Source organism: Anaerococcus urinomassiliensis, from assembly GCF_900128425.1.
Taxonomy (GTDB): Bacteria; Bacillota; Clostridia; order Tissierellales; family Peptoniphilaceae; genus Anaerococcus; species Anaerococcus urinomassiliensis.
The window spans coordinates 1,422,047-1,441,809 of the sequence record NZ_LT635782.1 but is presented as its reverse complement, the minus strand read 5'-3'; the positions used below and the strand labels follow the sequence as shown (position 1 = coordinate 1,441,809).

Below are 19,763 nucleotides of genomic sequence, written 5' to 3'. Positions count from 1 at the left end.
GTTTTATGATGAGAAAAACGAGTGTTTTAGTCTGTGGTTCTGGATTTGGTAAGATATATCTTAATGCAATAAATAAAATGGATGATTTCTATATATCTGGAATTTTAGGTAGTGGTAGTAAGCGTACTAAAGTGTTGGCGGATAAATTAGGAGTACCGTATTTTAAAGATGTTAATGATGATAGAATTATAGCGGATTTAGCTTGTGTTATAATTCCAAATTCTGGTGCTGGTGGTCGTGGTTTTGAAGTTGCTAAAAGTTTGTTAAAAAGGGGTATTCCGGTTTTATTAGAACATCCAGTTCATGAAAAAGAAATATTGGAATGCCTGAAAGTGGCGAAAGATAATGGATTTATGATTAATCCATTCTATAGATACACGCAACCCTTTCTGGATTTTTTAGAAATACTTGTTGAATTAAAAAAGCAAAGTAATATTGTTAATATGTCATTAGAGTGTTCAATTAATGTTTTGTATGATGGTATTGATATGTTGAGTTGCTGTTTAAATTCAATATCATCTTGGGTATTAGGTGATGTGAGTGACTTACGTAATTTAGATGTTAAAGATAAAATATGTGATACTGTTTTAGTGTCAGAAATAGGAAACACCCCGGTTACATTTAAAATTAATAGAAATGTAGATAAATATGATGCAGATCATCCAATGCATTTATACCATAGAATAGAGGCTACTTTTAGTAATGGAAGATTATGTTTGATAAATACTAATGGACCTATTGTATGGTTGCCTTTTATAGAATTACCAAGAGATTCAAATAATTTATTAAGTTTTGATAGTAACAATGAAGCTTTAAAGATCCCTACAGCAACTGTAATAGGAAGTAGTGTTGCTCCAAGTATTCTTAATACATTCGAAGAGATATGGATTAATGCTGTCAAAAGAGCAATAGTTGAATTAAATAATCAGGACAGAAATAGTAAATTATCAAATGTTCAATCACAAATTTTCGTATCAAGATTATGGTCAGACATATGTAAGAAGATTGGATACACAAATCAAGTGGAGTATCATAAAGTTGGAGATACAAAAAAAATACACGAAAATTTAATGAAAAAATATCAAAAATAAAGGGGGATTATATAATTTGTATGGGTCAGAAGTTGAGTTTTACGATATTACAAGTAGAAATTCGTGGGAACAAGATAAAAAAATTATTGATGAGATTATGCCTTTGGTTAGGAAAAAAGGTATAGTATTTGACATTGGTGCAGGAACGGGCAATTTATCAATATATATATCTGAAATGTTTGATTGTGAAAAGATTTATGCTATAGAAAAATCTCCAGAAATGAGAATTGCATTAATGTCCAAATTACAAAATGTTATTGCTAAAAAAAATAATATAACGGTAATTGATACTAATATATTTGAAATTGAATTTACTAAAGATATATCCGCTGTTTTTTTGATGGGGGTAGTAGGACATTTTAATATGTATGAAAGAGAATTTCTATGGAAAAATTTAGGTGAAAAATTGGAAAAGGATGCCCCTATACTTATAAGTAATTTAAGTAAAGAGTATTTTTATATAAAGAACGGAACTGTATTGGAGAATGTGAGAGTAGGAGATTATGAATATGAATTGATAATGAAAGAAAAAAAACACATTAAAAAAAACAAGTTTCAATGGAAGTTTCTGATTAATCTTAATAGAGATAAAGTTTTACAAAGACAGATAGTATATACATTGGAATGGGAAAATATAGATAATGAATGTATTATTAATGAATTACATAAATTTGGAATTAAAGGGGTTCAGATATCAAATAATTACATTATAGCATATAGGAATTAAATTATTTATATTAAAAGTATAGTACTTACATGTATTAGCATTGAAATTAAAAGCAAGGCGTGTTATAATATAACTAAGTTATATTTGAAAGGAGAATGTAGTGAATAGTGGCTAATGGAGATTATGAGGTAACTCACTCAAAGATATTAGATTGTGGTAAAAAAATTTTCAAAGAAAAAGGATTTGAAAAAGCTAATCTAAGAGCAATATGTAAAGCTGCGGGCGTGACAACAGGTGCTTTTTATGGACATTTTGAAGATAAAGAAGATCTTTTCTGTAAATTGGTTGAACCTCTAATAGACCAAATAAACATATATTATACAATGTATGAAGACAAGAGTTTTGATGTTTATAAGAAAGAAAGCCCAATAAGTAGAGAAGCTATTCAGAATGTTTTGGAATCAAAAGCACAAGATGCTATTGAAATGGTACTGTATTTCTTTGAACATAAAGATGTGTTTGAACTTTTAATATTCGGTTCTTATGGAACAAAACATAATAACTTTTTAGATAGTATCATTGAGAGAGAAGACAAAAATCATTTTAAAATTCTAAGTATGATTTATGGCGAAAATAATGTCAATGATGTAATAACTAATAGAGGAATACACTTGCTGAATCATGCATACTTTTATGCTTTATCAGAAGTAGCAGTTCATTCGCAAAATAAAGAAGAAGTAAAATTAAATGCAAGATTGATTTCACAGTTCTTTAATGAAGGATGGAGAAAAATTCGAGGATTATAAATAATTTTTAGCTAAATATAACTTAGTTATAATTGATTTTTAACTTAAATATAACTTAGTTATATTGGTCGTGGAGAGTATGGAGTTAAAAATTAATATCTATGTATTAGACATAAATAAAATTTTAAGGAGGATTAACTTATGAATTTAAAAAGTGTTGTAAAAATAGCTGTTTTTTCAGTTATTGGATTTATTTTGACAATGGGATTAGGATTTTTGACGGGATCCTTTGGAATGCTCCCAAGTTTATATTTATCGTCAGCCTTGCCAACAATTATTGTAGCACCGGTTTTTGTTATTATGTGTAAACAGGTTCAACAAAGAGGTACAGCATTTTTATATTTTCTATTGATGGGTGTTTTCTATGTTCTCATGGGAATGTGGCCAGTAATTGTTGTTTGTGCTATTGCAGGAATTTTAGCAGAGCTTGTAATTGGTAAAAAGGAAAATTATGTGAATAAAAATATGAGGGTTGGAACTGCGTTTGGAGCAGGTATGTTCATATATTCCTTACATGCTATGTATTTTATGTTTGTATTTGGTGTAGAAGGACTTGCAAAGCAATTTCCAAAAATGTTTACAAAAGATTATGCAACATTCCTTTATAATTTTTACACTCCTAGAAACATATTGATTTGTCTGTTGATTTCACTTGTAGCATCAGTCATAGGTGCTTATTTCGGGACATACATTTATAATAAATTTTTTAGCAATAGGAAGAAAAAAAGTGTTTTGTAGAGATGAAAAAAAATAATAAAAACAAATACCAACTATCAGATAAAATCAACCCACTTACTATAGTTGGGTTGATTTTATTATTTTCAGTTATTTTAACGGTAGGAGAGCAATCCCAATACTTATTTTCCCTTATTTTTGTTTTAGGGTTATTATTTTTATTTTCTATCAAAAAAGCATTTAGAACGATATGTTCATTGCTTATAGTATGGGGACTTATTTATTTACTAAAACCGCATTTAGGAAATGTTTTTATTGGCTCTATATATACAATGCTACTTATAGTGTTGAAATTTGCTCCACTTTTCATATTGGGAAAAGTTCTGTCATCATATAGCTCCTCGCATCTAATTGCTGCATTTAGAAAAATTGGAGTTGAAGGTGGAATAGGTATAGGAATCACAGTATTTTTTCGTTTTATTCCAGAAATCTCTATTAGGATGAAGGAAATAAACAACGGCATGAAAATTAGAGGATTTAAAGCAAGTATTTTCAAACCAATTAAAACATTTGAGTTATATTTTGTTCCTCTTATGTATAAGTGTATAGACATAAGCGACACCTTAACTTGTTCAATTATATCAAAGGGAATTGAATACGATGGGGAAAAAACAAGTTTTCATGATGTGAAAATTACATTTATTGATATCGCAATGATAGTCGGAGGGATGATTTTATTGGGGATGAGTTTATGGAAAATATTTTAGAGGCAGAAATCAAATCTTTTCATTATGGAGAAGATTTGATATTAAAAAATTTAAAAATGTCCGTAAAGAAAGGCGAAATTGTAGTCTTAACGGGTCTTTCCGGATGCGGAAAAACGACACTTTTAAGATTACTAAACGGGCTTATTCCATCCTTTTATGATGGTGATTTGGACGGAGAAATCAAGATTTTAGGGAAAGATATAACGGCATATAAAAAGGGAGAGTTAGCTAAATATATTGGCAATGTATTTCAAAATCCTAAAGATCAATTTTTTTGTGATGTTGTTGAAGATGAAATTGCTTTAGTGGGTGAAAATTTGGGCTTAGACAGGGATACATTAAAAGAAAAGGTTGAAGAAGCAATGGACTTATTAGGAATAAGCCATATCAGCAAAAAATCCATTTTTGAATTATCAGGAGGAGAAAGGCAAAAAGTAGCTATAGCTGGAACTCTTATCTATGATACAGATATTATTTTTTTTGATGAGCCATCAAGTAGCCTCGATTACGATAGTATAAAACACTTCAGTGAAATACTTCTCAGATTGAAAGCGATGGGGAAGACAATAATTATAGCGGAACATAGACTCTATTATTTAAAAGAGATTTTTAACAGGTTGATTTATATAAAAGATGGTACAATATGTGGTATTTTTCCGAATGGGAGTCTTAGTAATGATAAATGTAAGGAACTTGAGTTAAGAACACTTAATGAAAGAGAATTGGTATCAGAAATAGAACCGATTGTAGCTGAAAGCTACATAAAACTAAATAACGCTTGTATCCATCAAGGGAAAAGAACCTTGATAAAAAATTTAACTTTTGAGCTTGGGAAAAGCGAAATAATGGGAGTTATTGGTCCTAATGGTATTGGGAAAAGTACTTTAGCAAAAGCATTATGCGGATTATCTGAAAAATATTTAGATGTAAACTATGGGCATAAACAAAAGGAAAGGCTCAGAAACTCATACTGTGTATTACAGGATGTAGATGCTCAGATTTTTTTAGACACAGTAGAAAATGAACTGATATTTTGCAAAGATAAAAATTCAGAAAGTGATTTAGAAGAAATCCGTAACTACTTAAAAGATACAGATTTGTGGAATAAGAAAACCAATCACCCACAGAAATTATCAGGGGGACAAAAACAACGATTGGCAATTATCACTTCATTTTTATCAGGTCGTAAGCTAATAATTTTGGATGAACCAACATCAGGGCTTGATTATAAAAGTATGAAAATCATGTCCGAATTAATGACAGAAAAAGCAAAGGAGCTTCCAATTATAATAATTACTCATGACTTAGAGCTGTTATTTAAAACCTGTCATTCCGTCTTAATGCTCGGTGATAAGGATTATAAAAAAATATCTGTAAAAGGAAATGAAGAGTTGATCATGGATTTTATGAATAAAAAAATTTTATGTAAGGAGATAAACTATGTTAAATAAGGTTTTCGAATATGCTGGTACGCATAAAAAATCAATTCACTTAGCAAGTTTTATTATGCTTATTAGTGTAATTATGGGTGTGTTACCCTTTCTATTTGTATATCAAATCATCAATCCACTTGTTTTAGGTAAACAAGTGGAATTTGAAAGACTTGTTTTTTTGTTGATAAGCATTTTAGTTTGTTTAGTATTACAAGCTGTCTTAGGTGGAGTAGGTCTTAATGTCTCACATAAAGCAGCATATAACACGTTACTTGGACTTCGAACATCTTTACAGAAAAAAATGGAAGCCCTTCCATTGGGTGTTGTTGAAGAAAAAGGGACGGGTACAATCAAAAAAATGTTCGTGGATGATATTGGTAGTTTAGAAGTGCTTTTAGCTCATTCGCTTCCTGAAGGAATAGCTAATTTAATTGTACCTATTATGGTTTATGTTTCAATGTTTTTTATTGACTGGAGATTAGCTTTAATGTCATTAGCTTCTATTCCGATTAGCGTTCTAGCAATGATGATTATGTACTCTGTAGGCATGAAACAAATGGGCCCATATTATATGGCAAGTGGAAAAATGAATAATACCATTATTGAGTATGTAAACGGTATGGAAGTTGTAAAAGTATTTAATAAGCAAACAGAGTCTTATGAACGCCTTTCTAAAGATATCAGTAATTACAGAGATTATGCACTTGCTTGGTATAAGACGGCATGGCCATGGATGGCGTTATACAGTGCCTTACTCCCATGCACAATTATTTTAACATTGCCGCTTGGTGGCTACTTTGTATATATGGGCTATGCAAGCCTTTCTAACTTAATATTAATATTATGCCTTTCTTTAAGTATAGGCTTACCACTACTGAAAGCTCTCGGATTTTTACCAACTATGCCGCAGTTAAATTATAAAATTTCTGCTTTAGAACAAGCCTTAAATATGGCTCCTTTAAAACAGGGAGAAAATGATTTTAAGGGAACAGGACAGACTATTTTATTTGACAATGTTACCTTTGGCTATCAGTTAAGCAAGATGGGAGAAAATGGGCAGCCTGAAACCTATATTAAGAATGTTATTCATAATGTTAGTTTTACGGCAAGAGCCGGCGAAAAGACAGCGATTGTTGGCGAATCCGGTTCAGGAAAAAGTACTTTGGCTAAACTTTTAATTCATTATTATGATGCTTTAGATGGAAGCATAAGTATTGGTGGACAGGACATACAGGACATAAGATTGGAATCACTCAACAAACAAATTTCTTATGTAGCACAAGACCAATATCTGTTTAATACCTCTCTTTTAGAAAATATTCGCATTGGTAATTTAGATGCCAGTGATGATGAGGTTATAGAAGCAGCTAAAAAAGCCCAGTGCATGGAGTTCTTAAATAGACTTCCGAATGGTATTTATTCTTTAGCTGGAGAAGCAGGAAAGATGCTTTCAGGTGGAGAAAGGCAAAGAATATCATTAGCAAGAGCTATTTTAAAGAATGCTCCGATTGTTGTGCTTGATGAGGCAACAGCTTACGCAGATCCGGAAAATGAAGAAAAAATGGAAGCGGCTATTCGTGAACTTGTAAAAGGGAAAACCTTAATTGTTATTGCACATAAGTTGCCGTCTATTGTAGATGCAGATCAGATATTGGTTATGGATCATGGTCGTTTAGTTGCGAATGGAAAGCATAAAGATTTATTAGAATCTTCGGTAGAATATCGTAAATTATGGGATGCGACACTATTTAGTAAAGATTGGAAAATCAGTAGAAAGAAAGGTGAAATGAATGTTTAGACTAATTTCAAGAATTTTAAATCTATCAGGTAAATACAAAAACAGAATAAAGTTCGCATTTATATTTGCCTTTGTTGAATCTATATTAAGTAAAATGCCTATATTTATTGCATTTACCGTTTTGATTGGATTTTATGAAAAAACGAATACTCCCAAAACTTTTCTATATGTAGGAGTAGGACTTGTTTTAGTGGTTTTATTACAAGCTGTGGTTCACTTCTTAAGTGATAAATTACAAAGTGCAGCCGGCTTTATGATTTTTGCTGATAAAAGAATGCAGCTTGGTAATCATCTTAGAAAGCTTCCAATGGGATATTTTACAGCAGGTAATTTAGGAAAAATAAATTCTGTTTTAAGTTCGGACATGGCTTTTATTGAAGAAGTTTCCATGAGTACGATTGCCAATATGATGAGCTATGTATTATCAACACTTGTACTAACAGTATTCATGTTTGTTTTAGATTACAGAATTGGACTGATTGCGCTGTGTGTGACACTGGTTGCAACATTGCTTGCAAATAGCATGAACAAAATGTCTTTATCTGAATCGGTTATTAGACAAGAACAAAGTGAAAAACTCACTGATGCAGTTTTGTCATTTGCTGAGGGGATCAGTGTTATTAAAAGTTATAACCTTTTAGGTGAAAATTCTAAATCTCTTACAGATAATTTTATATCATCAAAGAACACATCAATAAAATTTGAAAATAAAATAACACCATGGACAACCGGTTTAAATATTATTTATGGAATTGGTATCACATTTATTTTAGCAGTGGCTTTATATCTTAATAATAAAGGAACTTTGGGACTTCCATATATGTTGGGGCTTATTTTGTTTGTGTTTGACTTATTTAGCCCTTTAAAAACACTTTATGGTGAAGCTACAAGGCTTACTGTAATGAACGCTGCTTTGGATCGCATCGAAGAAGTGTTAAATGAAACTGAATTACAAGATGTAGGGAAAAAACATATACCAAAATCTGAGTCCTCAGAACCTGAAATTTGTTTTAATCATGTTAAATTTTCTTATGGTGAAAAAGAGGTCTTGCATGATATGAGTTTCAAAATGAATAAGAATACAATGACGGCTTTAGTTGGACAGTCTGGTGGAGGAAAATCCACAGTGGCTAATCTTTTGGCAAGATTCTGGGATGTAGACTCTGGAGAAATTTTGATTAGAGGAGTGAATATAAAGGATGTTTCACTGTCTGAATTGATGTCAGAAATCAGTATGGTTTTCCAGAGAGTTTATTTATTCCAAGATACAATTTTTAATAATATTGCTATGGGAAAAGAAAATGCAACTAAGGAAGAAGTTATAGAAGCAGCCAAAAAAGCAAGATGTTATGATTTTATTATGGAACTTCCTGATGGATTTGACACAATGATCGGAGAGGGAGGTGCAACTCTATCTGGTGGTGAAAAACAAAGAATTTCTATTGCTCGCTGTATATTAAAAAATGCTCCTATTGTAATTCTTGACGAAGCAACAGCAAGTGTTGATGTGGATAATGAAAGCTATATACAGGAAGCAATCAGTGAATTGGTAAAGAATAAAACATTATTAGTTATCGCTCATAGATTAAATACTATTAGAGATGCCGATAATATTATTGTAATCAAGGAAGGCAATATTGTAGAACAAGGAACCCATAATGAACTAATTTCTTTAAATGGGATTTATAAAAATATGGTAGAGCTGCAAAATAAAAATAATGGCGTAAAAATACTGTGAGAAAATATTTATTATAAATGGAGGTAAGTACGTGAAACAGGATATGAAAGAACAACTTCTTACAAAAAGTCCATTATCTTTAATGTTTCAACTATCCATTCCGGCCGTAATCGGAATGATAGTTATAGGATTATATCCATTAATGGATGGAATTTTTGCAGGAAATATTATAGGACAAAGTGCAATGACCGCTTGTGGAGTTGCACTTCCACTTACATTTTTTAACAGTGGTACATCAACTTTACTTGGAGTGGGAAGTGCATCAATTTTATCTAGATCTCTTGGAAAAGGTGATAGAGAAACCGTAGATAAGATTATGGGAAATTTGATTTATTTTGTAATTTTATTTTCCGTAATAATTACAGTTGGAGGAATAATTTTAGCTCCACATTTTCTAGACTTAGTAGGTGCAAGTGGAGAGATTAAAGAACTTGGAGTTAGGTACTTAAGGGTAATATTTTTAGGCTCTATTTTTGTAAACTTCACACAATCAGCTAATATGGTTATGCGTGGCGAAGGTCTTATGAAAAGAGCCATGGGAATTATGGCAATGGGAGCCTTTATAAATATTATTCTTGATCCAATACTTATGAAAGCTATGGGAGAATATGCCATAGAAGGGGCTGCCATTGCAACCGTAGTTGCTCAAATTATTCAAGCTATTGTAACTTTATATTACTTTAAAAATAAAAGTGAAAATGTAAAAATAGGAAAAATTAGAAAGTATAAAGAAGTTTATAAAGAAATGTTTGGTGTAGGAGTTTCTGCAATGATTATGCAAGTTTTCTTTATGATTCAACAGACACTTTTATATAAACAAGCCTTTTTATACGGAGGAGAGACAAACGGCATATTAATGGCAGCAACTCTAAGAATTTATGCCTTTTCATTCATTCCACTTTGGGGAATGAGCCAAGGACTTCAACCGGTCGTTGGAACAAATTTTGGTGCTAAAAAATTTGATAGGGTAAGAGAAACTATGAAAGTATTTTCAATAGGCGGACTAGTTCTTGCTGCAATATTTTGGATACCTGTACAAATATTTACAAGAGAAATTCTATCAGGATTTAATGTAAGTGAAGAAATAATATCACAAGGATTGAATAATCTTAGATTATTTTACTCAGTATTTATTTTATACGGAGTAATGGTTATGACCATAACATTTTTCCAAGCTATTGGTGATGGCAAAAAGGCAGGAAAGATTGTAATGCTAAGACAACTTATTTTATTTGTTCCAGCTATGTTAATACTTCCTAAAATTTTCGGTAGTAGTGCAGTTTGGTGGGCAGAGCCGGCAGTTGATTTATTGATGATTATAGTTGGATTAATAATGCAAGGAAAAGCTCTTTCAAAAATGGTAAAAGGTAACTAAATAACATTTTAAAAAATAATATATTTAGACTTTGAAAGGAGAGATTTTCATTGTGAATGAAAATTCAAAAAGATAAAGATTATCCGTCAATCAAAAAAATTACAAATACAAAAAAACTGGGAAAAAAGTATTTATTTCCAAAAGGTTTAATAAGTCAACAATGATATATATAAGCGGGAATAAGTACAGGATGATTATATAGTTATTATAAAAGAAAAGAGGATATTTTATATGATTTAATTTCTGAAAAATTTAATTTTGTGAAATTCATAGAATTTGTATTAAAGGATGTAGACAGTATTATTAATACAAATATTATAGAAATATTAATAGATAAAATATTCAGTTGTGAAGAATTCAGATCTATATATGCTATTTTTTAGTTGAATCTAAGGATGATAAAAAATTTAAGAATTTGGAAGAACAAATAAAACTCAGATTTATAAATTATTTTAATAATAATTTAGATAATCACACAAGCATGGAAGCTGATAAATTTCATGACAAGCTTTAGTTATTAATACTTTCAATAAAATATTTAGATACTAAAAAAGATAATTATGCTCATATCAATATTTAGAAAGATATATGTGTAATGGAGGTAGATACTTTAATGATAAAAAATCTATATAAGGAAATAATAAGTTTATCTACCTATTTAAACATCATATTTATTTTTATTTTTTAGATTTAATAAAAAACTGTATTTAGTTTTTAAACTATTATTTTTTAGAGGACGCGGCATGTCTAAATGTCGCAGTCCTCCTTTTTTTATTTTCAAAAAAGAATTTGAAAAAGAAAAGGAGGACAAGATGTCTAAAGAAAAATATATTTATGTGGATGGAAAGAAAATATATGTAAGTGATGAAATTTATAGAGAATATAAGAAACTAAAGAATCGTGAAGAGTATCTATCAAGACTAGATAGAAAGTATAGAGATCTTTATTTTACAAGCGAAAATGATGCTATAGAAAATATAGTAGATAAAAGTGTAAATGTAGAAAAGATAATTGAGACTAAGCTTAGAATAGGGGATCTATATAAGGCACTTGATAACTTAAATGAGGAAGAAAGAAAGATAATCGATGCTTTATATTTTGAAGAAAAAACAATCCGAGATCTAGCAAAAGAAAAAGATGTATCTTCCAAAAAAATTTTCACATCAAGAAATAAAATATTACAAAAACTAAAAAAACTACTCGATGTAGAAGATTAGGGAATTACTAAGGATCTTCTTGTTTTATGGGAAATTAAAAAATACTTCAAAAAAATGGAAACAAGAGGCATAAAAATTAAGGTTTATATATAGAGGGACTTTTAAAACCTCGTTATATATAGATTTGAACCTTGACAACTGAATAGACCAAGACAGGACATTAACCATTTGTGGAGCTTTATAATTTCTTCGCCATGACTTTTCTGCTGATAAGAGTTTCGGTTTAAATAAATACTCTAGTTAAAAGAAGGATAAAAGAAAACGAGCGACAAAAAGAAATTATATATTCAGCCTAGGAAACTGATGCATTGAAGCAAATGGGGATAATGATACTTCTACAGTTGTTGCCGGCTCATCTTGAAAAGAGGCGGTGGTGAAATTCCAATGTCGTGACCTACACGCCTGTTAATGTCAAAAAACTTAAAAATATTGAAGATAAGGAGAAGGTATTATGTGTGATGAACATAATATAAATACAGAAATGAAAACAGATAAAAAAGATAAACAGATGATAAATCAAATTGATGGTTGGAATATAGAAGTTAAATTTAATGAGAATGGATTTAGTTTAGAAAATTTAGTAGAGGAATACATCAAAGAAAAATTTTCTGTCTATTAGGGGCTGACAAAAAATATAAGGAGCGTTATAATATTTTTGTGGAAGCCTAACCTTGGTTCGATTTATTGTATGTAAATTGAATTAAAGGAGGCTTTTTTATGTTTAAAAACAATTTAGCAAAAGAAAATTTGGCAGTTATGTATTTAAGATTATCAAAAGAAGATGGCGAAAAAACAGAAAGTAACTCTATATCCAATCAAAGAGAAATTATAAACTCTTATGCAAGAAAAAATCAAATTACAATGATCAAAGAGTATGTTGATGATGGATATTCAGGTGCAAATTTTGATCGTCCCAATTTTAAAGAAATGATAAAGGCTGCCTATGATAGAAAGTTCAATACAATTATTGTAAAGGACTTATCAAGATTCGGAAGAGATTATATAGAAGCTGGAAAATATATTCAAAGAATATTTCCGGAAAACGGTATAAGATTTATATCAGTAAATGACAATTACGATAGTAAAAGTGCAGATATAAACGATACACACCTTATACTTCCTATAAAAAACTTCATCAATGATAGTTATTGCCGAGATATTTCCAATAAGGTAAAAAGCTCTCAAAAGATAAAAAGAGAAAAAGGAGACTTTATCAGTGCTTTTGCACCTTATGGATATAAAAAGTCTGAGGAGAATAAAAACAAGTTAGTGATTGATAAAGAGATATCGGATATTATCAAAAATATATTTGATATGAAACTCTTGGGATATTCCTCAAAGGCAATTGCAGATGAACTAAATCATTTAGGAGTTTTAACTCCAAGAAAATATAAAGAAAGTCAAGGATTTAAGTGTAATGGATTTCAAAATACAAAAGGTGGAAATTGGTCAGCAAAGACAGTAAATAGAATTATAGAAAATGAAGTATATATTGGAAATACTTTACAAGGAAAGAGTGTTACTTTAAGTTATAAAAATAAAAAGCAGATAGAANATTACCCAAGATAGAATCCTTTCTTTTCTCACTTTCTAAAATCTGATCAAGATACTCATCTACTTCTTTTGTATATTTGATCTTCTTTCTATTAGAAGAATCGTAGGAAGGCGCCTTGGCAATTTCTTCTTGAACTAATGCTCTATCTAAATTAGGATTATCTAAATTCTTAACATCTTCCTGGTACTTATTCCAATATTTAGCTACAGTCTTCCTATTAATCTTAAGTATTCTAGATACTTCTCTATTTGAATATCCTTGATTTTTAAGTCTTATTATTGCATTCTTATCCATTAATTTAATCACCTCACATACCTCCGTACCTATACTTTACATACGGAGTACAAACTAAAACAAGTGGACCATTTTTCGATTAGAATTAATCGATTATTGGACCACTTTTAGTTTATCATTTACAAGAAAAAGAGAAAGAAGAATGGATAAGAGTAGAAAATACCCATGAAGCAATTATAAGTAAAGAAGTTTTTACTATTGCAAATACTATGTTAAAAAGAGATTTGAATAATTCACGTGGAAAGGACAAAATTGATATTTTTACAGGAATGCTTTTTTGTAAAGAATGTGGAAGTTCTTTGATTAGAAGGACTGTAAAGTATAAAAAAAGAGAAGAGATATTCTATATCTGTTCAAAGTACAACAAGGAAAAATCTTGCACAAGACACAGCATAAAAGAAGAAACCTTGATAAAAGCAGTATCTAAAGTAATGAAGTCCTACATTGAATTTAATGAAAATCTATATTCTAAAGTTCAGCGTATAGATATAGATAAAAATTTGAAAGACAATCAAATTCCTATACTAAAACGAGAAAAAGCAATGACAGAAGAGCTCTTATCTTCTCTATACCTTGACCTAAAAGAAGATGTTATTAGTAAAGAAGAATATCAACTTTTTAGAAAAAACTATACAGAGAAATTGACTAAATTAGATGAAAGTATCGAGTATAGATTGAAAAAACAGGAAGATACTAAGGAGAAGATTGACAAAAATAAGAGTTGGATCATCGACATTAACAAGTATAAAAATTTATCTGAAATAGATAGATTGTCTGTTGTGATGCTTATTGATAAAATTTTTATTTCTGAAAATAAGACGATAGATGTTAGGTTTAATCATACCGAAGAATTGTCTTTACTTGAAGAAATGACAAAAATGGATAAGTCTGACATTAATGTTAACACTATAAAAAAGAAAAGTATCGATATAAGCAGGAAGTCAAAAACTATACCCACTGTTATGAATAAAAGTCTTGTAAGTTCTGAAAGTGAGGTATGCTATGGCTAGAACAAAAAATAGGCATATATCACAATCAGAAACAGAAGTTGGAAAAGTGATTGAAAAAATATACATTGCCGGTATTTATGCTAGATTATCACAGGAAAGAAAGGAAGCTTACAGGGATAAAAGTAATTCACTTGAAATGCAGGAAGAACTTTGTATAAATGCTGCAAACGAAAAAGATATAAAGATTTTAAGAGTGTACAAGGACTATGAGTATTCTGGAACAAATTTTAAAAGACCTGCATTTATTGAAATGATGGAAGATATCCGAACAAGCAGGATAAATTGTATCATAGTAAAGGATATGTCAAGGTTTGGTAGAGAGTATTTAGAAATCGCAAACTATATCGAAAAAGTATTTCCATTTTTGGGAGTTCGATTTATTTCCGTAAATGATAATTTGGATACTAAAGACGGTATAAAATCAGATCAGAGTTATGAAATAGCAATAAAAAATATCTTCAATGATTTATACGCAAAAGATATTTCAAAGAAAATAAAAGCCTCTAAAGAAATAAAAATGAAACAAGGGTCTTTTATAGGAGCGATGGCTCCGTATGGCTATAAGGTTGATAAAATTGATGGAAAAAGAGTTCTGGTGATGGACGAAAAGGCAGCAGATGTAGTAAGACTTATCTTTTATATGGCAAGTCAAAGAAAATCCAATATGCAAATAGCAAGAGAATTGACTAAAACATATACGACACCTGATGAATATAAAAGAACAGGTAAAATTTTTAAGGATAAAGAAGATACAAAACAATGGGATATTTCTTATATATCAAAAATGCTTTCTGATGAAGTATATATTGGGAATTTGATTCAAAGAGTATACTCAAATAGACATGATCCAAGTAGGAAAAGTAAGTTTCGTGATAAAGAAGAGTGGATTATAACAGAGAACACCCACGAAGGGTTAATAGACAAAACTACATTTGAAAATATCAGAGAGATAAAGGAGAAAAAACAAAACTATCTACCTTACCATTCACTGAAAAACATAATAAAAGACGGAAAAGAAAATGTTGGAGTAAAAATTCAAAGAGATTATAAAAAAGAAGGAAAGTATGACGACCTCATACAATGCAGTGTTTGTGGTAGAAATTTGAAAAAACAATATGGACCACGAGGACTGAAATATCATGATGAGATTTGCTATTGTTATTATTGTAAAGGTGGAGACAGATTAAAATTAGAAAAATCTCATGTCAGAATATATGAGACAGACCTCGACAAAATTTTAGTAGATACCTTAAAAAGACTGTTTTCAAGCTTTTATAAAAAGGATAAAAGATTACAACTAAAAATATATTTAGAAAATATAAGTGCTGAAAAGATAAATCAAGTTTTTATAAAAACAGATGTAAATAATAAAAAGATTGCTTCTCTTAGTATCAATCTACAAGAACAATATGAAAACTATGTTAAAGGAGATGTTCTTTTAAGTGATTTTAAAATAGAAAGTAAAAAAATAAATAATCAAATAAAAACCTTGAAAAATGAATTAAAAGTTTTTGATGAAAGAATAAGAAATATAAAAAAGAAAAAAAGAGAAATTATAGAATTTATAGATGTACTATTTTGCTGCTTGGATGCTAAAAGCATAGAAGTTGATAAAGAATTGGTCGATACATTAATTAGCCATATAGAAATATCAGAGTATAAGCAGGTTACCATATATTTTAAGTTTAAACTTGATAAAGATGTGGGAAAGCAGTTGGAGGTAGAGTATGAATAAGATAGCTATATATTTAAGACTTTCTGAAGAAGATTATCACAAAGTAGATGAAAGTGAAAGTATAGCAAATCAAAGAGATTATATAAAAAGCTACATTGAAAATGAAACATCTTTAAAAAGTTGTGAAATAGAAGAATATGTAGATGATGGATATTCTGCTACTAATACAAATAGACCTTCCTTTTTAAGGCTTATTGAGGATATAAAGAGTGGTAAAGTGGGAACTATAATTGTAAAAGATATGTCTAGGTTTTCAAGAGATTATATTTTGCTTGGGGATTACTTAAGCAATATATTACCATTTCTAAAAATACGATTTATTGCTATTAATGACAACTATGATTCTTTAAAAGAACAAGGTAATGGCTTAGATACAGATACACAGTTTAAGACATTGTATTATGATTTATTCAGTAAGGAATTATCTGAAAAGGTAAGAAGTTCTATTAGGCAAATTAAATCGCAGGGGAAAAATATAAATTGGGCAGCACCTTTTGGATATATTAAAGATCCAAAAGATAAACATAGTATCATCATTGATGAAAAAACAGCTTTTATAGTTAAAGAAGCTTTTGATTTATTGCTAAAAGGATATTCGTGTATTCAAGTGGCTAATATATTTAATGAAAAAGGTTATATTACACGCTCTGAACGAAAAGAAGAACTGAAACTTTCTGATTATACTGGAAATTTAATTACTGGAAGTGAAGTAAAGAAAAGAGTTTGGACAAACGCAGCTATCTCACAGATTACAAGGAACGAACTATATACAGGAGATTATGTATATAATAAATTCAAAGAAACAAAAATAGGTGGAAGAAAAAGAATTTTACTTCCTGAAGAGGAGTGGAAAATACTTCCAAATACCCATGAAGCGATTATTTCAAGAGAAGTATTTGATGAGGTAAAGAAAATAAAAGAAAAAAGAAGTTTTGGAGGATATACAGGAAATAAAAATCGTTCTATTTTTTCTGATAAGATTTTTTGTAAAGAATGTGGTAGACATATGAGTTTTCGATGTGACAGTAGACAAAAGAAGAATTCTGATAAAATATACAAGTATAAAAGTTATTATTGTAATTTATGTAAAGCTGAGAAAACACCAAACAATATCAAAGAGAAAGATATTATTGAACTTATAAAACCCAAATTAAAAGATTTTAAGATACAAAACACATTAAATGAAGAGAAAGTTATAGAACACAAGAATGTAGAAGAAGATATTCTAAAGGAAATATCCATATTAAACAGTAATTTACAAATCATCTATGAAAACTATAAAAAGAAAAATATTTCAAAAGATGACTATTTAAAGGAAAAAACTTTTATCCATGATAAAAAGGTATTACTGGAGAGTAGGTTGAAAGAATTAAAATCAGAGAAGATTGATTTGAAGAAAGAATTCGATGGTAATTCCTTAGATAAGAATAATTTATTGAAATCCTATGTAGATAGTTCTATTGATAAAATATTTGTATCAAGAACTGGAGAAATAGAAATTATGGAAAAGTATTAGTTTGTATAGTTGAAGCTGTAACAAAATATAAGCGAAAATTTTCTATATCATAAAATGACTACTATGTCAATAGTGGAGATACTATTTATTTGCTAATTGTGGTATAATATAAATATGAGCGAGTAGAATTTTATTAAAATTTAGAATAACGGTGGTGAAAATTTATGGCGAAGAAAAAATTTTATGCAGTAAAGGTGGGTAAAATACCAGGGATATATGGCACTTGGAGTGAAACGGAGGAACAGGTTAAAGGATTTCCGGGAGCTGTGTATAAATCTTTTTCTACTGAGGAAGATGCAATAAGATATATATCTTGTGAAGATATAAAAGAAATTAAAAGTGTATCTGATGAAACGTCTGCAATAAATAAAAAAATAGAACAGGAAATAAAGAACTTACGAGATAGAGAAGTAATTGCTTTTGTAGATGGCAGCCATTCTTTAGATGCAGATGGAAAAGAAAAATATAGTTTTGGTGTTTTTCTTTTAACCAATGAATCAGAAGACAGTCTATATAAGGCTTTTATAGATAAAACTTATATGGATTCAAGAAATATTGCAGGTGAAATTGAAGGTGTTAAACAAGCTATTTTATGGGCTATTGAAAGCAATAAACAAAGAATAAAAATTTTTTATGATTATGAAGGCATTGAAAAGTGGGCAACGAAAGAATGGAAATCTAAAGTCAAGATTTCACAGGATTATAGCAAATTCTTTGATGAGAAGTCAAAGTTGATAAATATAGAATTTGAGCATGTAAAAGCTCATAGCGGAATTGTGTATAATGAAAAAGCAGATGAATTAGCAAAAAGAGCTCTTTTGTCGCAGGGGTATAAAACATATAATGACGGATCTATCTATTTCATAGGTTTTCAAAAACAAGATTGGATTAGTATGGTAGAATCACTCAATAATGAAATTAATGAAGAGAATATAAAATACAATATTATGGTGGAAGAATCTAATCCGAAGGATTATTTAGATAAATTGCTACTTATATTTGATGGTCAACGAGTGATTATTAACTGTTACAAAGGTAACAAATCTTATGTTCAAGGGAAACAGAGTTTATTGTTTCAGAAAATTATTTCATTAGCCATTGAAAAATTACCAACAGATAATGCTGTTATAGAAGTCCTAAATACGTATCATGCTTTAACAGTAGAAAAGTCTGAAGTAGAAAATGCCTTTTCTGCTATATTACCTAATTTCCCAATTAATGAACAAGATACAAAACTGAGAAACACGTTATTATCAGCAGTATTTAATACTCTAATAATAGGGTATATGCCTGATTATACTTATTTAGTTACACCACTTTTTAGAGTTATGGAATTTTATTTGCATAGAATTTTGAGTGATAGGTTAGGAAAAAATACAACTACATCAAAAGGAAAGAATAAATTTGGTTACTTCAAACCTAACAATTCAACAAATAGGTACGAATATAATTCTTCAAAAGGGAATCTTAATAATAATCAGATAGATTATTTAAATGATTTGTATAATAGGTATAACAAGATGAGACATCCATATTCTCATTGGTCAGAGAATTCAATGGATACTCAAGTTATAACAGATATAAAAACAGCTCATGAATTAATTTTGGAAGGCTTGCAATTTATAAATAAATATTATATAATATTTTAGTTACTTTTTTGAATAAATGATTTAAGAGGAAGGAGGAGATATTGTAATGAAACCATATTTGATAAATAGTTTAAAAAAGGATGGATTTGATGCTATAATAACATTGTTGGATTACCAAACTCAAATATCAAGATGTTTAAAATCCATTAGAATGTCTCCGAACGAAACAAGAAAACTTTTGATAGATACTATATTATGTTCGGGAATGAATGAGTATCGTTTTATTGAAACTACTTTAAATGAAGATGGAACAATTAATTTAAATCATTATAACTATGTTAATGTGGACAATGATGTACTAGAAAAAGCAAATGAGATTCTAAAATATCAATCCGCTTTTTTAAGAAATTCTGTATTGCCGGAATCACAAATAAAAAAAATAGCACAGAGTTAAATATACTGTATACCATATGACGCATCAAAGCACTTAAAGAAAT

The 19,763-nt window shown here is 29.5% G+C and carries 17 protein-coding genes and 2 pseudogenes; 18 read left to right on the top strand and 1 reads right to left on the bottom strand.

What is annotated here, in order from left to right:
- The first annotated feature begins 8 nt into the window (after positions 1 to 8).
- The 12 genes and pseudogenes from BQ7474_RS07805 to BQ7474_RS07750 all read left to right on the top strand — a co-directional run.
- On the top strand, positions 9 to 1,091 hold the full coding sequence (locus tag BQ7474_RS07805; RefSeq protein ID WP_073998827.1) for a Gfo/Idh/MocA family oxidoreductase: 1,083 nt from the start codon (positions 9 to 11) through the stop codon (positions 1,089 to 1,091).
- 16 nt (positions 1,092 to 1,107) lie between these two features.
- A complete protein-coding gene (locus BQ7474_RS07800) occupies positions 1,108 to 1,818 on the top strand; it encodes a class I SAM-dependent methyltransferase (protein ID WP_073998350.1) in 711 nt (236 codons plus the stop codon).
- A 107-nt stretch (positions 1,819 to 1,925) separates the two neighbouring features.
- Positions 1,926 to 2,564, top strand: a complete 639-nt coding sequence (locus BQ7474_RS07795; protein ID WP_073998349.1) for a TetR/AcrR family transcriptional regulator — start codon at positions 1,926 to 1,928, stop codon at positions 2,562 to 2,564.
- A 141-nt stretch (positions 2,565 to 2,705) separates the two neighbouring features.
- The gene (locus tag BQ7474_RS07790) at positions 2,706 to 3,302 is read left to right on the top strand and encodes an MptD family putative ECF transporter S component (RefSeq protein WP_073998348.1); all 597 of its coding nucleotides are present in this window, start codon (positions 2,706 to 2,708) and stop codon (positions 3,300 to 3,302) included.
- Between the two features lie 2 nt (positions 3,303 to 3,304).
- Positions 3,305 to 4,006 (top strand): energy-coupling factor transporter transmembrane component T family protein, encoded by a 702-nt coding sequence (locus BQ7474_RS07785; protein WP_073998347.1) that lies wholly within the window; start codon positions 3,305 to 3,307, stop codon positions 4,004 to 4,006.
- Entirely contained in the window at positions 3,991 to 5,457 is a 1,467-nt protein-coding gene (locus BQ7474_RS07780) for an ABC transporter ATP-binding protein (protein WP_073998346.1), read from the top strand. The genes BQ7474_RS07785 and BQ7474_RS07780 overlap by 16 nt, the downstream gene beginning before the upstream one ends.
- Entirely contained in the window at positions 5,447 to 7,237 is a 1,791-nt protein-coding gene (locus BQ7474_RS07775; protein WP_073998345.1) for an ABC transporter ATP-binding protein, read from the top strand. The genes BQ7474_RS07780 and BQ7474_RS07775 overlap by 11 nt, the downstream gene beginning before the upstream one ends.
- Positions 7,230 to 8,975, top strand: a complete 1,746-nt coding sequence (locus BQ7474_RS07770) for an ABC transporter ATP-binding protein (protein WP_073998344.1) — start codon at positions 7,230 to 7,232, stop codon at positions 8,973 to 8,975. Before BQ7474_RS07775 ends, BQ7474_RS07770 begins: the two co-directional genes overlap by 8 nt.
- A gap of 31 nt (positions 8,976 to 9,006) precedes the next feature.
- Positions 9,007 to 10,350, top strand: coding sequence for an MATE family efflux transporter (locus BQ7474_RS07765; protein WP_019034951.1), 1,344 nt, complete (start codon positions 9,007 to 9,009; stop codon positions 10,348 to 10,350).
- 812 nt (positions 10,351 to 11,162) lie between these two features.
- Complete coding sequence (locus BQ7474_RS07760) at positions 11,163 to 11,567, top strand: sigma factor-like helix-turn-helix DNA-binding protein (protein WP_072469600.1); 405 nt, start codon at positions 11,163 to 11,165, stop codon at positions 11,565 to 11,567.
- A 451-nt stretch (positions 11,568 to 12,018) separates the two neighbouring features.
- Positions 12,019 to 12,186 carry a hypothetical protein gene (locus BQ7474_RS07755; RefSeq protein WP_000332792.1) on the top strand — a complete coding sequence of 56 codons (168 nt, stop codon included), beginning with the start codon at positions 12,019 to 12,021 and terminating at the stop codon, positions 12,184 to 12,186.
- 98 nt (positions 12,187 to 12,284) lie between these two features.
- A pseudogene (locus BQ7474_RS07750) lies at positions 12,285 to 13,121 on the top strand (recombinase family protein); the annotation flags it as partial.
- On the opposite strand, the gene BQ7474_RS10925 reads toward BQ7474_RS07750, so the two are convergent.
- Positions 13,087 to 13,416: a terminase gpP N-terminus-related DNA-binding protein gene (locus BQ7474_RS10925; RefSeq protein WP_073998343.1), complete on the bottom strand. Its 330-nt coding sequence runs from the start codon at positions 13,414 to 13,416 to the stop codon at positions 13,087 to 13,089. The pseudogene BQ7474_RS07750 and the gene BQ7474_RS10925 sit on opposite strands and share 35 nt — an antisense overlap.
- A 92-nt stretch (positions 13,417 to 13,508) precedes the next feature.
- Here BQ7474_RS10925 and BQ7474_RS11015 point away from each other — a divergent pair.
- From BQ7474_RS11015 to BQ7474_RS07720, 6 genes and pseudogenes are all read left to right on the top strand, one after another.
- Positions 13,509 to 13,625, top strand: a pseudogene (locus tag BQ7474_RS11015) (recombinase family protein); the annotation flags it as partial.
- Between the two features lie 15 nt (positions 13,626 to 13,640).
- Positions 13,641 to 14,426: a recombinase zinc ribbon domain-containing protein gene (locus tag BQ7474_RS07740; RefSeq protein WP_235821491.1), complete on the top strand. Its 786-nt coding sequence runs from the start codon at positions 13,641 to 13,643 to the stop codon at positions 14,424 to 14,426.
- Positions 14,419 to 16,161 carry a recombinase family protein gene (locus tag BQ7474_RS07735; protein ID WP_073998342.1) on the top strand — a complete coding sequence of 581 codons (1,743 nt, stop codon included), beginning with the start codon at positions 14,419 to 14,421 and terminating at the stop codon, positions 16,159 to 16,161. Before BQ7474_RS07740 ends, BQ7474_RS07735 begins: the two co-directional genes overlap by 8 nt.
- A complete protein-coding gene (locus BQ7474_RS07730) occupies positions 16,154 to 17,677 on the top strand; it encodes a recombinase family protein (RefSeq protein ID WP_073998341.1) in 1,524 nt (507 codons plus the stop codon). The genes BQ7474_RS07735 and BQ7474_RS07730 overlap by 8 nt, the downstream gene beginning before the upstream one ends.
- A gap of 164 nt (positions 17,678 to 17,841) precedes the next feature.
- Positions 17,842 to 19,326, top strand: coding sequence for a ribonuclease H1 domain-containing protein (locus tag BQ7474_RS07725; protein WP_073998340.1), 1,485 nt, complete (start codon positions 17,842 to 17,844; stop codon positions 19,324 to 19,326).
- 46 nt (positions 19,327 to 19,372) lie between these two features.
- The gene (locus BQ7474_RS07720; protein ID WP_073998339.1) at positions 19,373 to 19,720 is read left to right on the top strand and encodes a type II toxin-antitoxin system RnlB family antitoxin; all 348 of its coding nucleotides are present in this window, start codon (positions 19,373 to 19,375) and stop codon (positions 19,718 to 19,720) included.
- Positions 19,721 to 19,763: the final 43 nt, after the last annotated feature.

Coding starts and splice junctions, on each gene's coding strand:
- BQ7474_RS07770 (WP_073998344.1), top strand. CDS start 7,230: ATGTTTAGACTAATTTCAAGAATTTTAAATCTATCAGGTAAATACAAA.
- BQ7474_RS07755 (WP_000332792.1), top strand. CDS start 12,019: ATGTGTGATGAACATAATATAAATACAGAAATGAAAACAGATAAAAAA.
- BQ7474_RS07790 (WP_073998348.1), top strand. CDS start 2,706: ATGAATTTAAAAAGTGTTGTAAAAATAGCTGTTTTTTCAGTTATTGGA.
- BQ7474_RS07805 (WP_073998827.1), top strand. CDS start 9: ATGAGAAAAACGAGTGTTTTAGTCTGTGGTTCTGGATTTGGTAAGATA.
- BQ7474_RS07785 (WP_073998347.1), top strand. CDS start 3,305: ATGAAAAAAAATAATAAAAACAAATACCAACTATCAGATAAAATCAAC.
- BQ7474_RS07775 (WP_073998345.1), top strand. CDS start 5,447: ATGTTAAATAAGGTTTTCGAATATGCTGGTACGCATAAAAAATCAATT.
- BQ7474_RS07720 (WP_073998339.1), top strand. CDS start 19,373: ATGAAACCATATTTGATAAATAGTTTAAAAAAGGATGGATTTGATGCT.
- BQ7474_RS07780 (WP_073998346.1), top strand. CDS start 3,991: ATGGAAAATATTTTAGAGGCAGAAATCAAATCTTTTCATTATGGAGAA.
- BQ7474_RS07735 (WP_073998342.1), top strand. CDS start 14,419: ATGGCTAGAACAAAAAATAGGCATATATCACAATCAGAAACAGAAGTT.
- BQ7474_RS07725 (WP_073998340.1), top strand. CDS start 17,842: ATGGCGAAGAAAAAATTTTATGCAGTAAAGGTGGGTAAAATACCAGGG.
- BQ7474_RS07730 (WP_073998341.1), top strand. CDS start 16,154: ATGAATAAGATAGCTATATATTTAAGACTTTCTGAAGAAGATTATCAC.
- BQ7474_RS07760 (WP_072469600.1), top strand. CDS start 11,163: ATGTCTAAAGAAAAATATATTTATGTGGATGGAAAGAAAATATATGTA.